Below are 13,219 nucleotides of genomic sequence, written 5' to 3' on the forward strand. Positions count from 1 at the left end.
CGGATCACTCGTTTTGGACGAACTCGCCCGAGCAGTCGTACTCGATCATCTCGAACTCGTTCGCGGCCTGGACGCTCCCGTTGTACGGGTCGGTCCGCTCGTACAGCTGGTAGACGGTGACGTTCTCGACGCCGGTCGCGTGGGTCCGGTTCCACTCCGCACAGAGGTGGTTCGCGAGGTACGAGCGGTGCCTCTCGTTGTCCCCCGAGTAGACGTTCGAGAGGTACTTCCGCCAGCGCGCGGAGGGGTACGTCGCGTCGACGTCCGGCGGTCGGTCCATGGAGACCTCGCCGTCGTGGAGCACGTCGCGTTCGCTCCCGTTTTCGAGGACGCCGGGCGCGACGAACCACCGCGTCGTGCGGACCGGCTCGGGCGCAAACATCTTCCAGTGTTGGTCCATCTCGACGGCCTCTAACACCTCCTCGCCGCGGTCCGGAACCTCGCCGTAGCCGACCGACTGCGCGCTCGAGAGAACGATCAACACGACGAAGAAGACGGGGATGACCGTCGAGAAGATCGGACGGCTCCGTTCGACACCCGCCCGGACGCCGTCCGAGAGGCCGGCGAGGCGGCCGCTTCGCGGCGGCCGGGACAACGACCGGTCGAGGGAGGCGACCGTCCCCCCGACGGATTCGAGCCGCGCGCGCCATCGAGCGAGAGTCGCCGACGGCCCGAACCGGTCGACCGCGCGCCCCGCGGCGTCCCAGACCGGCGTCTGGTAGAACGGGACGAAGCCGACGACGGCGATGACCGGGAACAGGTCGATCCGCATCGTGACCGCCATCCCGAGGTGGGTGCCGACGAAGAGCGAGGCGACCGCGGCGCGCGGGACCCCCGTGAGCAGGATCAAAAGCGGCGAGACGAAGAGCAGGACGACCCACACGTACGTGGCCGCGCGCAGCAGTCCGGGGAACGCGGCGATGTGGTCGCCGAGGAGGTGGGTGAAGTGGTCCGCTTGCATGACGTACGCGACCGCCTCGCCGCCCATCCAGAGGTCGCCCTCTAGCTTGTGGACGCCGTTCGTCACGTACATCACCAGCATCTGGAGGAGCAGTCCCAGCGAGGCGACCGTCGCCACGGCGGTTCCACGCGGCCCCCCTGCGGAGGGGCCGGGTTCCGACGCCGCCTCGTCGGCGACGCCGCCGGCAGCGTCGGGCGTCGCGCCGTCTTCGGCGTCGGGCGTCGCGCCGTCTTCGGCGTCGGGCGTCGCGCCGTCTTCGGCGTCGGGCGTCGCGCCGTCGCCGAGGCTCTCGGCGTCCGCTCGCCTGATCGCGTCGACCGACCAGCGCGACCCCAGCGGGAGGAAGACGCCCCAGAAGAGCAGCATCGCCAGCAGGGCGTCCCCCGCGTTCAACACCATCGGGTTCCGGACCTGGAGAGAGAGGAGCAGCAGCCACGAGACGGCCGTCGCGAGCCGCGTCCGGTAGCCGACGGCCAGCGCGAGGGCGACGACGCCCGCGACAGCGAACAGCGACGCGACGGCCCACGGTTCGCCGGAGAGCGCGTGGAGCGAGTACACCTCCGAGTAGTCGGCGAACAGCGCGCGTCGCGGGAGCACGCCGTTGTCGGTGTAGAAGGCGGAGAGCGACCGCGAGCGGCGGAGCAGGTCGGCTATCAGCACGGCCCCGAGCCCGATCCGGAAGGCGGCGAGCGCGCGCCGGTCGACCGAACTCCGCGCGGCGACCGCCGCCGAGAGCCACCGAACGACGGCGGAGAACCGCGACCGGACGGTCGCGAGAGAGAGGGTTTGAGCCATGTGCGTGTGATGAGGCCTCGTAGGGAGGGACGGACAGATATCGGAATAAGCTTTCCGCACGCCGGACCGAGTCGGTCCGTCCGGGCGCGGGACGCGGTCCGCATCCACCGGAATCCTGAACTGCCGCGGCGGCGTACGGTTACAGGTGATGGACGGGGACATCCCGGAGGACGCCGCGGTCATCCTCTTCGACGGCGTCTGTAACCTCTGTAGCGGGTTCGTACAGTTCGTTCACCCCCGCGACCCGGAGGGGAAGTACCGGTTCGCCTCCCTCCAGTCCGACGTCGGACGAGAGCTGCTGGCCGAACACGGCCTCCCGACGGACGAGATCGAGTCGATCGTCCTGATCGAGGACGGCGAGAGCTACGTGAAGTCGGCGGCGGTCATCCGGATCGCGGCGGGGCTCGGCGGTCGCTATCGGCTGCTCTCTCCGTTCCGACACGTCCCCGCGCCGGTCCGCGACCGCGTGTACGACTTCGTCGCCGAGCACCGGTACCAGTGGTTCGGGAAGAAGGATCGGTGTATGATCCCGTCGGGCGACGTGAAGTCGCGGTTCATCGAGTGAGAGCGCCGCGGCGGTCAGTCCGCGCCGCGGCGGTCAGTCCGCGCCGCGCCGCTCGTAGGTGACGAACGCGAGGTCCCCCTCCGTCTCGCGGTCGGTCTCCGCCCACGCCTCGGCGTCCCACTCGGGGAAGCGCACGTCGCCGTCCGGGCGCTCGGGGATCTCGGTTATCACCATCCGGTCCGCCGCATCGAGGAACTGCTCGTACACAGTCGCGCCGCCGATGACGTAGACGGCGTCGACGCCGCGGTCGGCGGCGTCCGCGGTCGCGCGGGCGAGCGCCTCGTCGAGGTCGCCGGCGACGACCGCGCCGTCGGGGAGGTCGGCGTCGTCGATCGGTCGGGTCGTCACCACGACGCTCGTGCGGTCGGGGAGCGGGCCGCCGATCCGGTCGGCGATCCCCTCGTAGGTCGTCCGGCCGACGATCACCGGGTGACCGGTCGTGAGCCGCTTGAAGTGCGCGAGATCCGCGGGGTAGTGCCACGGCATCCCGTCGTCGCCGCCGATGACGCCGTTCTCGGCGACCGCGGCGACGAGGACGAGGTCGGGACCGGAGTCCGGGTCGTCGCCCGCCGTCGGCTCGTTCGGAGCGTCTCCCATCACTCCGCGACCGCGAACGAGATGCCGTCCGCGGAGTCGTAGTCGACGAGTTCCACGTCGTCGTAGGTCAACTCGTCGAGCGGCTCGTCGGCGATCTCGATCCGCGGGCGGTCGCGGGGCGTCCGCGAGAGCTGTTCGAGCAGGCCGGGGACGTGGTCGTACCCCTCCTGCCCGTTCGGCTCGTCGGGCGCGGTGCGCTCGACCCAGCTTTTCACGTCGAGGTACCCCTCCTTGCTGTCGACGTTCGCGAGCCGCTCCTGGACGTAGCGGAGGTTGTTGGCGTACCACTTCCCGCGGTCGCCGCGGCCGCAGTAGACGTGGGCGTCGACGACCGTGTGGCCGAACTCGCCGACCTCGAAGCCGGTCTGCTGGGCGAGCGCGTTCGCGAGCAGGGCGTACGCCGCGATGTTGAACGGAACGCCGAGCGCGATGTCGCCCGAGCGCTGCGTGAGGTGGAGGTTGAGCCGGCCGTCCTGAACGTTCACCACGAAGGTGTAGTGGCAGGGCGGCAGCGTCGAGACGGCGGCGTTCGCCGGGTGCCACGCGTTCACGACCATCCGGCGCGAGTGGGGATCCTCTTCGAGCGTGTCGAGGACGTACCCGATCTGGTCGAACGTGCGGCGCTCCGTCCCGTCGTCGGCCTCCTCTACCGTGACCCAGCGGTGCGCGTCGTCGGGCCACGTCTCGCCGGGGAGCGCGGCGTCGTCGTCCGGAACCGGGTAGCGCCGCCAGAACCGACCGTACGCGGTGTCGAGCTTCCCCTCCTCGTCGGCCCACGCGTCCCAGATCTTCGTCTCCTCGCGGAGGTTCCGGATGTGCTCCTCGCCGGAGAGGTACCACAGCACCTCGTGGATGAGCGAGTTCCACCGGTAGCCGTCCATCTTCTTCGTCGTCAGGAGGGGGAACCCCTCGGCGAGGTCGATCGTGTACTGCCCGCTGAACGTCGCGATGGTGTCGACGCCGGTCCGGTTCGGCTTGTACGTGCCGGTCGAGAGCGCGTCGTCGACGAGGTCGAGGTACTGTTGCATGGTGGGGTGCGCGCGCCGGGACCGATCCGGTCGCCGGCGCGGACTGTTGTCGGATGAAACGAGTCGGGACACCTAATAACGTTGATCCAGCCGGCGACCTCGACCGTGATTCGAGCCGGTCGGTGGGGACTCCGAGAGGGCGGGAACGACGAGGCGTCCACGAGGAGGCATCACCGATACCGCTCGGGGAGGTACGGGTCGAGCGCGTCCGGGAGGAGCGGGATCAGGAGCGCAGCGATCTCGGCGAGGCGTCGGCGGAGGGCCGTGTACACGAGCGCGACCGCGAGCGTGCCGATCACGACCGCGCGGAGCGGCGGCTCGACTAAGAGGAGGAGGGGGACCGACAGCCCGGCGCAGAGCGCGAGATCCTCGACCGCGCCGTCGTACCTGACGCCGCGACGCGGCGATATCCACGTCCCGCGGTGGTGGTCGTACACCGCGCGGTCGGAGTTCCCCTCCCACGGCCGCAGCTCCAGCCCCCCGCCGTACATGTCGGCGACGCTGTGGAGCGCCGCGCCGAGGAGGAAGAGGGCGACGGCCACGGTGGCCGCCGAGGTGGCCAGCACGGCCGCGAGGAGCGCCGGGACCGAGAGGACGGAGTAGTAGACCGGGTAGTGGAGCGTCCGCCGGTGGCCGGTGTACATGTCGAGGTCGGGGACCAGCCCGCCGAGGAACCCCGCGGCGAACCCCACCGGGGCCAGCTCCGGTGCCGTCCGCACCAGCGGGGCCGCGAGCAGCATCCCCGCCAGCACGTGGGTCGGGAGCATCATCGTATCGGAACGCAGGCGACAGGAACTTATGAGGGTGTCGGGCGACGGGGTCCTCGGAGAGGGGCCGTCGCGGTCGCGGTCGCCGCGGTCCGTTTATGTTCGCCCGGCCGAACGGGGGCGTATGCTCATGACGCCGGGACCGACCGCGGTCCCCGAACCGGTGCGCGAGGCCATGTCCCGCGAGCTGATCAACCCGGACGTCGACCCGCGGTTCCGGGAGATATACGACCGGCTGACGGACCGGCTCGCGGCGGTCTACGGCGTCGGCCCCGGCGTCTCCGCCGCCGACGGCGGCCGCGACGTGGTCGTCCTCGGCGGCGAGGGAATCCTCGGACTGGAGGCGGCGGTCGCCTCGCTCGTCGAGCCCGGAACCGAGGTGCTGTGCCTGTCGAACGGACTGTACGGCGAGGGGTTCGCCGACTTCGTCGAGTCGTACGGCGGCGAGGCGACGCTCGTCGACGCGCCCCGCGACGAACCGCTCCCGCTCGACGCGCTCGACGAGGCGCTCGCGGCCGACGACGCCGACTTCGACCTCGCGACGATGGTCCACTGCGAGACGCCGACGGGGACGCTCAACGACGTGGGGACCGCGCTCGACCGTCTGGAGGCCGCGGACGGAGAGATACTTACGGTCGTCGACGCCGTCTCCTCGCTCGGCGGCGTCCCGGTGCCGACCGACCGGATCGACGTGTGTCTCGGCGCGTCCCAGAAGTGTTTCAGCGCGCCGCCGGGGCTGGCGACGGCCGCGGTGAGCGACCGCGCGTGGGCCGCGATGGAGGCCCGCGACCCGCACTCGCTGTACGCGAACTTCCTCCCGTTCCGCGACGTGAGCGACGGGTTCCCGTACACGCACCTGACGACCGAGGTCGTCGCGCTCGACGCGGCGCTCGACCTGTGGCTGGACGAGGGGCTCGACGCGGTGCGAGAGCGACACGAGGCGGCGGCGAGGCGGTGTCGCGAGCGCGGCGCGGAACTGGGGCTGGAGCCGGTTCCGGACCCGGAGCGGAGTTCACCGACGGTGACCGCCTTCGAGGTCCCCGGGCGCGCCCCGGCGCTACAGGAGGCGCTGCGCGAGGAACACGACGTGCTGCTCGCGACGGGGCTGGGCGAGGGTGCGGACGATATCCTCAGGGTCGGCCATATGGGCCACAGCGCCCGGGTCGAGCGCGTCGAGGAGACGATGGACGCGCTGGCGGCGGTGTTGTGAGCGTGGGGTGAGAACGACTCACAGGCCGCCGAAGCCTACATGTCGCGCGCCGCTGGATCATCGGACATGGCGTCGCCGCGCGAGGCGATCCGGGAGCGCGGGTGGACGATCGAACACGTCCCTCACGAGGTGATATCGAAGTACAACGCCTGTTACCGCGTCGAGGTCGACGGCGAGCTGATCTACCCGCCCGCGGCCGACGACCTCGGGATCCCGGAGAACGAGGTCTGGATCTCGGAGAAGTGGTCGAAGTACGACCGGTTCGTCCTGTACCACGAACTCAGGGAGATCGCGCACCGGGCCGAGGGGCACGACAAGACAACCGCACACGAGCTCGCGGAGCGCGACGAGCTGTCGCTGTGGCGGAACAATCCCCGATGGCGGGTGATGAACGCCGAGTGGGACGAGGGGCGGGCCCACCTGCCGTTTCCCCACGAGTAGCGGAGGGGGGACCCCGATCGTCGGAGCCGGAGCCTTCGCGTGGGCTCCGGAACGCCCTTGCGTCTGCCGCGATCATTCGCGATCGACATGAACCACCGAGGACTCGGCGACGTCGGGAGCGTCAGCGAGGTCGGCTACGGGGCCTGGCAGATCGGCGGCGACTGGGGCGAGGTCACCGAAGACGAGGCGGTCGCGGCCGTCGAGGCCGCCCGGGAGGCCGGGGTCGACTTCTTCGACACCGCCGACGTGTACGGCGACGGCCGCTCCGAGCGGATCGTCGGCGAGACGCTCGCGGACGAGATCGCGAGCGGCGACGTGACGGTCGCGACGAAGGCGGGCCGCCGGCTCGACCCGCACGAGGCGGAGCGGTACACGGAGGCGAACCTCCGCCGGTTTGTCGACCGCTCGTGCGAGAACCTCGGGATGGAGACGCTGGATCTCGTCCAGCTCCACTGCCCGCCGACGGACGTCTACTACCGGTCGGAGACGTTCGACGCGCTGGCGACCCTCGCCGACGAGGGGCGGATCGCGAACTACGGCGTCAGCGTCGAGCGCGTCGAGGAGGGGCTCAAAGCGATCGAGTACCCCGGCGTCGAGACGGTCCAGATCATCTTCAACCCCTTCCGCCAGCGCCCCGCGAGGCTGTTCTTGGAGGAGGCCGCCGCCCGCGACGTGGGCGTGATCTGTCGGGTCCCGCTCGCCTCCGGGCTGCTCACGGGCGCGCTCTCGCGCGACGACAAGTTCCCCGAGGACGACCACCGCAACTTCAACCGCGGGGGCGAGGCGTTCGACGTGGGCGAGACGTTCGCCGGCGTCCCGTTCGAGGCGGGCCTCGACGCGGTCGACGCGCTCGGCGAGCGCCTGCCCGACGACCGGCCGCTGCCGGAGTTCGCGCTGCGCTGGATCCTCGACCACGACGCGGTCTCGACCGTGATCCCGGGGTCGACGACGCCCGACCACGTCCGGTCGAACGCGGCCGCGAGCGAGGCCGACCCCCTCTCCGAGACCGAACGGGAGGCCGCGGCCGAGGTGTACGACGAACACGTCCGGGGGCACGTCCACCAGCGCTGGTGAGTCGGGATTCGGGGAGTGAATCCCCGACGACGGCGACGACGAAACGCGTCCCTTTTTCGGCGCGATCGCGACCGGATCGGCAGGGACGACCGTGGAGCGCGAAGGCGACGACACCGCGACGGATCCAGATGGGGAGCGCGAGCGTGACGAGGAGCCCGACGGCCGCGCGGGCGACTCGACCGCGGAGAGCAGCGCGAGCGATCGGATACCCGACGACGAGCGCAACGCCTTGGAGACCATCGCTCATGGGGCCGTGCTCACCTCGGGCGGGGTCGCGGGCCAGCGGGCCCTGACGGCCGCGACCGAGTTCGTCCTGACCCGCGGGCTCGGGCCGACCGCCTACGGCGTCTACGCGCTGGCGTGGCGGATCGCGCAGTTGCTCTCCCGGCTCGTGACGTTCGGGAGCGTCCCCGCCATCCAGCGCTACCTCCCCGAGTACGCGGACGACCCGGGGCGGCGGAGCGCCGTCGCCGGCCTCGCGTACGCGACGACGGTCGGGTTCGGGGTCGCGTTCGCCGCCGGGGTCTGGGTCGCAGCGCCGGCGATAAACGCCCGGACCGTCACGGAGCCGGCGTTTCCCGGCACGATGCGCGCGTTCGGGGTCCTCGTCGGGCTGCTCGGCGTGGTGATGGTCGCGTCCGCCCTCTTCCGCGCGGTCGGCTCCGCACGCGGCGAGATCCTGTTCAACAAGCTGCTCCGTCCCGGCGTCCGGCTCGTCGGCGCGCTCGCGGCGCTCGCGCTCGGCTACTCGGTCGTCGGCGTCGCCGGCGCGATCGTCGCCGCGACCGCGGTGCTCGCCGCGGCCGCCGTCCCGCTGTCCGCGTCGGTCACCGGCGTCCGCCCGTCGCTCCGGGGCGTTCGCGGGGAGGCGCGCCGGTTCTACGACCACGCGGCCCCCGTCGCGATGAGCAGCCTCGGGAAGGTGTTCCAGAACCGCGTCGACGTGCTGCTCGTCGGCGCGCTGCTGACGGCGACCGCGGCCGGGGTGTACAACGTCGTCCTCGTGGTGATCGCGGTCGCGTGGATCCCGCTCCTATCCTTCAACCAACTCCTCCCGCCGGTCGCCTCCGAGTTGTACGCGAGCGACCGGACCGAGACGCTCAACGCGGTGTACGGCTCCGTCACGCGACAGATCGTCACCGCGGTCGTCCCCGTCATCGCCGTGATCGCGGTGTTCGGCCGGGAGATCCTGGGGCTGTTCGGCGACCCGTACGTCGCCGGCTACCTGCCGCTCGTCGTCTACCTCGGCGGCGTGTTCGTCGGGAGCGCGGTCGGCGCGACCGGGTGGCTCCTCATGATGACCGACCACCAGTACGCCCGGATGGCGCTCGACTGGCTGCTCGCGGTCCTCAACGTCGGCTTGACGTACGCGTTCGTCGTCCGGTACGGGCTCGTCGGGGCCGCGCTCGGCACGTCCCTCGCCATCGCGGTCCAGAACGCGATTCAGGTCGTGCTCCTGCGACACTTCGAGGGGCTGTGGCCGTTCGACCGGAGCTTCCTCCCGCCGCTCGCGGCCGGCGGCGTCGCCGTCGGCGCGATGTACGCGGTCCGCGCGCCGCTCAACGGGGCGACCGCGGTCCTCGCCGGCGCTCCGGTCGGGTTCGCCGCGTACGCGGCGTCGCTCGCGGTCCTCGGAGTCGACCCCCGCGACCGGTTCGTCGCTCGGCGGCTGGCGGGGCGGTACCGGGCCGCGCTCGTGGAGCGGTTCGGGTAGCGTCGTCCGGAGGCCCGTCGGCGACCGGTGAGCGGCCGCCCGCCGCGGACCGCGACGATTTATGCGTGGTCCGCGACGTAGCATGCGTATGGAAACGATCGACCGCGGGTCGGCGGGGTCGGCTCGCGTCGCGATCGTCGGCGGGATCCACGGCGACGAGCCCGCCGGCGTGCGGATAGTGAGACGCCTCGCGGACGAACTCGATCCGGTCGGCGACGGCGGCGAGGGGACTGACGGCGACGGAACGACCGACGGCAGCGGGACGACCGACGGCGAGGTGGACTCGGAGGGGCTCGTCCGGCTCATCATCGCCAACGAGCCGGCGATCGCGGCCGAGACTCGCTACACGGACGCCGACCTGAACCGGGCGTTCCCGGGCGACGCCGACAGCGACGAGTACGAGCGCGCGCTGGCGGCGCGGCTCGCGGCCGAGCTGGAGGGATTCGACGCCGTGCTCGCGCTCCACACCTCCCACAGCGCGCCGCCGCCGTTCGCCATCTTCAGCGACCTCACGGAGTCGGTCCGGCGCACCGTCACCGGGCTGCCCGTCGACCACGTCGTCGACGCGAGCGGGCTGCGGTCGACGACGCTCGACTCGACGGTCCCGAACACCGTCTCGATCGAGGTGGGTCGACAGGGCAGCGAGGAGGCGGTCGAGTTCGGCTACGAGGCGTGTCTCGCCTTCCTCCGCGTCCACGGCGCGATCGCGGACGAGCCGCCGACGTTCTCGGAGACGACCGTGGTGGCCGGCCGCGAGGAGGTGCCGAAAGGCGGCGGGGAGCCGCACGTCCACTACGCGAACTTCGAGGCGATCCCCGAGGGCGCGGTGTTCGCCGAGGACGACGTGTACACCCACCGCGTCGAGGAGCCGGGGGTGGTCCCGATCCTCGCCAGCGAGCGCGGCTACGACGACATCTTCGGGATGTACGGCCACGTCACCGGCGTCGTGAAACCGCCGGGTGAGGGCGAGAACCGCGTGTACCCGATCGAGGGGGCGGACGAGAGGGACGAGGCGCACGACGCGGACGAGTGAGAAACGGACCGGGAGAGAACGGGACGGACCGAAACTGACGGAGGCGGCGCGAACCGAACGGAACGGAACGCTCGTCGTCGCTACTTGGCGGTCGGCGTGATGTCGCCGACGGCGTCCATCACCTGAACCGCGGCGCTGGCGGCGAGGCCGCGGGCGACCTCGTCGGTGTCGGACTCGGCGATGCCGGCGTCGAGGTCCTCGGGGTCCGGCGTGAATCCGGCGGAGACCGGGTGGCCCGCCGGGGGGTTAACCGCGACGGTCGCCTGCGGCCCGTTCGCTCCGACGGACAGCTCGGAGCCGACGGCGTAGCTGTCGGGGAGATACGATTCGGTTCGCGAGACGATTCCGGCGACCGCGCGCCGGAGCTGCCGTTCTTGGTCCGGAGAGAGGTCGACGGCCGCGGGCGAGCCCGCGTCCGTCACACCCGGTGCCCCGGCGTACGGGTTGTTGCCGTTCATTCGAAGACACGACCTGTACGCGGCAACGAGTCAAAAAGGCGTCGGCGGCGGCGACCGGAGCCGGCCGGCCGCGTCACAGGATCGGTTCGGACTCGCCGTAGGCGGCGATCACCACCGCGGTCGCGTAGCGGTCCGGCTCGGCGGCGACCGTCTCGACGCGCGTCTCCCGGTCCGGAAGCTCCCAGTCGCGGAGGTCGGCACCCGAGTCGAGACCCGCCCGGATCCGGTCGCGGACGCCCTCCGGGTCCTCGCCGGTCACCTCGTAGAACAGGCCGGGACCGGGGCCGGTCGCCCAGCCCAGCCCCGCGACCGCGTCCGGGCGGCGGCGGGGCGCGCGCTTCGACTCGGCCCCCTCAGCGCCCGCGCGGCCGCTCTCCCGGAAGTCCACCGCGTCGCCCGGGCCGATCGTCCGGCGCGCCTCGACGACCGTGAGCCGGTTCCCCGCGGGGCCCAAGTCCGGCGCTTCCGGGACCGCCTCCACGGTCGCCTCGGCGGGGACGACGGAGGAGACCGCCACGAGGTTGTAGTTGTGGAGGTTCGCGTCCGCGAGCGCGGCGTCGTAGGAGGCCATCGCCGTGTCGGCGACCCCGACGCCGCCCGCGACGTGGATGGTGTTCATCGGTGAGGAATCGGCGGTCCGGGAGGTAAGGGGTTACGAACCGGGTCGGTCGACCGTCTGGAGCGGAGCGAACTGCGGCGGCGTCGCCGGCGGCTTTGCCGCCGGCTGCCAGAGGCGCGTAGCGCCTCTGCGTGCCGACGAGCGCCCACAGGGCGCGAGGCGCACGCGCGAGGGAGTCGCTGGCGGTCGAGCGAAGCGAAGACCGCCAGCGACGGGGCTGGGGAGGCGCGAGGCTGCGGTGCTGTGCGGGGCGGGACTCGAAGGGGCAGCCGCGAGGACGAAGACGCGCGACGCAAACACCGCAGGAGCGAGCAGCGCGAGCGACGAGGAGCACAGCGAGCGCATCGAGTCCCCGCGGCTGGGGCTTCGGTGGTCGCAGTCGTGAAATCGCCCTCGAAAAGGTCACGCACGGCCGACGCTCGAAACCTCGACACGACACGGACCGAGAGCGGTCGGAGCCGCGGTCGGTCCGCTTCCAGCGCCTCAGTACTGGTAGTTGATGACCTGTTCGTCCTCGGTGTCGGCGTCCCGAAGCTTGTCGCGGGCGGCCTCGAAGTCCGCCTGCCGCACCTCGGTGCGGCCGTCGCGGATGGCGAACATCCCGGCCTCGGTCGCCAGCGAGGCGATGTCAGCGCCGCTGTACCCGTCGAGGTCGCTCGCGACGACGCCGAGGTCGATGCCGTCGGCGACGTTCATGTCCCGCGTGTGGATCTCGAGGATGCGCTCGCGGCCCTCCGGACCGGGCTCGGGCACCTCGATGAGGCGGTCGAAGCGACCGGGGCGTAAGATTGCCTCGTCGAGCATGTCGAAGCGGTTGGTCGCGGCCATGATCCGGATCTCGCCGCGGTCGTCGAAGCCGTCCATCTCCGAGAGCAGCTGCATCATCGTCCGCTGGACCTCGGCGTCGCCCGAGGTCTTCGAGTCGGTCCGCTTGGCGGCGACCGCGTCGATCTCGTCGATGAAGATGACGGCCGGCTCGCGCTCGGCGGCGAGCTCGAACAGGTCGCGGACGAGCCGCGCGCCCTCGCCGATGAACTTCCGGACGAGCTCGGAGCCGGCCATCTTGATGAACGTGGCGTCCGACTCGTTGGCGACCGCCTTCGCGAGCATCGTCTTGCCCGTCCCCGGCGGGCCGTGGAGGAGGACGCCGCTCGGGGGTTCGACGCCCACCGTCTCGAACTGCTCGGGGTTTTCGAGCGGGTCCTCGACCGCCTCGCGGACCTCCCGGATCTGGTCGTCGATCCCGCCGATGTCGGCGTAGGTGACGTCCGGGGACTCGGTGACCTCCATCGCCTGCGCCCGGGAGTCGGTCTCGTCGTCGAGCACCTGCTGGACCGCGAAGGAGTCGTTGATCGCGACGCGGTCACCGGGACGGAGGTCCTCGTCGAGCCGCGAGGCGGCCTGCGTGAGCACCTCCTGATTGTTGCCGTGCTGTTTGATGACGACGCCGTCGTCGGTGATTTCCTCGACCGACGCGATGTACAGCGAGGAGGTCTTCAGCACCTCGTTCTCGCGTTTCAGCTGCTCGACGTCGTCTTTCAGCTCGCCGCGGCGTCCCTCGGCGTCCGCGAGCCGGTCCTCTAATTCCTCGTTCACCTGAACGATCCGCCGGAAGTGCTGGCGGATCGCCTCCAGCCGCTCCGCGTCGCTCATCTCGGGGTCGAGCTCCAACCGCGGGCGGTCGGGCAGTGAGGGGCTGTGAGACATTCGTTATAGTCGGATAGGATGCGGGCGTAAATGTGCCTTTGGGTCACGGAGAGACCGTTGACCGCCGAGCCCGGACCCGCGAGTGCCGCCCGCCGTCGCGAGCGCGGACCGGCCGTTCCCTCCCGCGGATCCGACCGTCGCGCGTCGCTCCCGCGGCGGCCCGATCCGAATATCAGATCGAGTAATCGGAGGTGAAGTTTTTAAATCAAGACGGGGCAAGGCCACCGTATGGACGCACGCACGGCGGGCG

The 13,219-nt window shown here is 71.3% G+C and carries 13 protein-coding genes; 6 read left to right on the top strand and 7 right to left on the bottom strand.

Annotation, left to right across the window (positions count from 1 at the left end):
• Positions 1-4: 4 nt before the first annotated feature.
• Positions 5-1,756 (bottom strand): HTTM domain-containing protein, encoded by a 1,752-nt coding sequence (locus tag NAF06_RS10615; protein ID WP_008583449.1) that lies wholly within the window; start codon positions 1,754-1,756, stop codon positions 5-7.
• A gap of 148 nt (positions 1,757-1,904) precedes the next feature.
• On the opposite strand from NAF06_RS10615, the gene NAF06_RS10620 reads away from it, so the two are divergent.
• The gene (locus NAF06_RS10620) at positions 1,905-2,321 is read left to right on the top strand and encodes a thiol-disulfide oxidoreductase DCC family protein (protein WP_008583447.1); all 417 of its coding nucleotides are present in this window, start codon (positions 1,905-1,907) and stop codon (positions 2,319-2,321) included.
• A 33-nt stretch (positions 2,322-2,354) separates the two neighbouring features.
• On the opposite strand, the gene NAF06_RS10625 is transcribed toward NAF06_RS10620, so the two are convergent.
• The 3 genes from NAF06_RS10625 to NAF06_RS10635 form a co-directional block, all read right to left on the bottom strand.
• A complete protein-coding gene (locus NAF06_RS10625; protein ID WP_008583446.1) occupies positions 2,355-2,918 on the bottom strand; it encodes a dihydrofolate reductase in 564 nt (187 codons plus the stop codon).
• Positions 2,918-3,946 (bottom strand): thymidylate synthase, encoded by a 1,029-nt coding sequence (gene thyA, locus NAF06_RS10630; protein ID WP_008583444.1) that lies wholly within the window; start codon positions 3,944-3,946, stop codon positions 2,918-2,920. Before thyA ends, NAF06_RS10625 begins: the two co-directional genes overlap by 1 nt.
• 170 nt (positions 3,947-4,116) lie before the next feature.
• The gene (locus NAF06_RS10635; RefSeq protein ID WP_008583442.1) at positions 4,117-4,713 is read right to left on the bottom strand and encodes a metal-dependent hydrolase; all 597 of its coding nucleotides are present in this window, start codon (positions 4,711-4,713) and stop codon (positions 4,117-4,119) included.
• Positions 4,714-4,837: 124 nt separating this feature from the next.
• On the opposite strand from NAF06_RS10635, the gene NAF06_RS10640 reads away from it, so the two are divergent.
• From NAF06_RS10640 to NAF06_RS10660, 5 genes are all read left to right on the top strand, one after another.
• Positions 4,838-5,923, top strand: coding sequence for a pyridoxal-phosphate-dependent aminotransferase family protein (locus NAF06_RS10640; protein ID WP_008583440.1), 1,086 nt, complete (start codon positions 4,838-4,840; stop codon positions 5,921-5,923).
• Positions 5,924-5,989: 66 nt separating this feature from the next.
• Positions 5,990-6,364: a hypothetical protein gene (locus NAF06_RS10645; protein ID WP_008583437.1), complete on the top strand. Its 375-nt coding sequence runs from the start codon at positions 5,990-5,992 to the stop codon at positions 6,362-6,364.
• Positions 6,365-6,451: 87 nt separating this feature from the next.
• The gene (locus NAF06_RS10650; protein ID WP_008583435.1) at positions 6,452-7,438 is read left to right on the top strand and encodes an aldo/keto reductase; all 987 of its coding nucleotides are present in this window, start codon (positions 6,452-6,454) and stop codon (positions 7,436-7,438) included.
• A 91-nt stretch (positions 7,439-7,529) separates the two neighbouring features.
• A complete protein-coding gene (locus NAF06_RS10655; protein WP_008583433.1) occupies positions 7,530-9,152 on the top strand; it encodes a lipopolysaccharide biosynthesis protein in 1,623 nt (540 codons plus the stop codon).
• An 88-nt stretch (positions 9,153-9,240) separates the two neighbouring features.
• On the top strand, positions 9,241-10,185 hold the full coding sequence (locus NAF06_RS10660; protein ID WP_008583431.1) for a M14 family metallopeptidase: 945 nt from the start codon (positions 9,241-9,243) through the stop codon (positions 10,183-10,185).
• 80 nt (positions 10,186-10,265) lie between these two features.
• On the opposite strand, the gene NAF06_RS10665 is transcribed toward NAF06_RS10660, so the two are convergent.
• From NAF06_RS10665 to pan2, 3 genes are all read right to left on the bottom strand, one after another.
• Positions 10,266-10,643 carry a DUF5811 family protein gene (locus NAF06_RS10665; RefSeq protein ID WP_006628157.1) on the bottom strand — a complete coding sequence of 126 codons (378 nt, stop codon included), beginning with the start codon at positions 10,641-10,643 and terminating at the stop codon, positions 10,266-10,268.
• Positions 10,644-10,716: 73 nt separating this feature from the next.
• Positions 10,717-11,262, bottom strand: a complete 546-nt coding sequence (locus NAF06_RS10670) for a pyruvoyl-dependent arginine decarboxylase (RefSeq protein WP_008583428.1) — start codon at positions 11,260-11,262, stop codon at positions 10,717-10,719.
• A 483-nt stretch (positions 11,263-11,745) separates the two neighbouring features.
• Positions 11,746-12,969 carry a proteasome-activating nucleotidase Pan2 gene (pan2, locus tag NAF06_RS10675; RefSeq protein ID WP_008583426.1) on the bottom strand — a complete coding sequence of 408 codons (1,224 nt, stop codon included), beginning with the start codon at positions 12,967-12,969 and terminating at the stop codon, positions 11,746-11,748.
• Positions 12,970-13,219 lie beyond the last annotated feature (250 nt).

Origin of the sequence: Halorubrum hochsteinianum (assembly GCF_023702125.1) — an archaeon.
Taxonomy (GTDB): Archaea; Halobacteriota; Halobacteria; order Halobacteriales; family Haloferacaceae; genus Halorubrum; species Halorubrum hochsteinianum.

What these genes read in the sequence shown, in the direction of transcription:
- NAF06_RS10615 (WP_008583449.1), bottom strand. Translation starts at nt 1,756, where the DNA reads ATGGCTCAAACCCTCTCTCTCGCGACCGTCCGGTCGCGGTTCTCCGCC.
- NAF06_RS10620 (WP_008583447.1), top strand. Translation starts at nt 1,905, where the DNA reads ATGGACGGGGACATCCCGGAGGACGCCGCGGTCATCCTCTTCGACGGC.
- NAF06_RS10625 (WP_008583446.1), bottom strand. Translation starts at nt 2,918, where the DNA reads ATGGGAGACGCTCCGAACGAGCCGACGGCGGGCGACGACCCGGACTCC.
- thyA (WP_008583444.1), bottom strand. Translation starts at nt 3,946, where the DNA reads ATGCAACAGTACCTCGACCTCGTCGACGACGCGCTCTCGACCGGCACG.
- NAF06_RS10635 (WP_008583442.1), bottom strand. Translation starts at nt 4,713, where the DNA reads ATGCTCCCGACCCACGTGCTGGCGGGGATGCTGCTCGCGGCCCCGCTG.
- NAF06_RS10640 (WP_008583440.1), top strand. Translation starts at nt 4,838, where the DNA reads ATGCTCATGACGCCGGGACCGACCGCGGTCCCCGAACCGGTGCGCGAG.
- NAF06_RS10645 (WP_008583437.1), top strand. Translation starts at nt 5,990, where the DNA reads ATGGCGTCGCCGCGCGAGGCGATCCGGGAGCGCGGGTGGACGATCGAA.
- NAF06_RS10650 (WP_008583435.1), top strand. Translation starts at nt 6,452, where the DNA reads ATGAACCACCGAGGACTCGGCGACGTCGGGAGCGTCAGCGAGGTCGGC.
- NAF06_RS10660 (WP_008583431.1), top strand. Translation starts at nt 9,241, where the DNA reads ATGGAAACGATCGACCGCGGGTCGGCGGGGTCGGCTCGCGTCGCGATC.
- NAF06_RS10665 (WP_006628157.1), bottom strand. Translation starts at nt 10,643, where the DNA reads ATGAACGGCAACAACCCGTACGCCGGGGCACCGGGTGTGACGGACGCG.
- NAF06_RS10670 (WP_008583428.1), bottom strand. Translation starts at nt 11,262, where the DNA reads ATGAACACCATCCACGTCGCGGGCGGCGTCGGGGTCGCCGACACGGCG.
- pan2 (WP_008583426.1), bottom strand. Translation starts at nt 12,969, where the DNA reads ATGTCTCACAGCCCCTCACTGCCCGACCGCCCGCGGTTGGAGCTCGAC.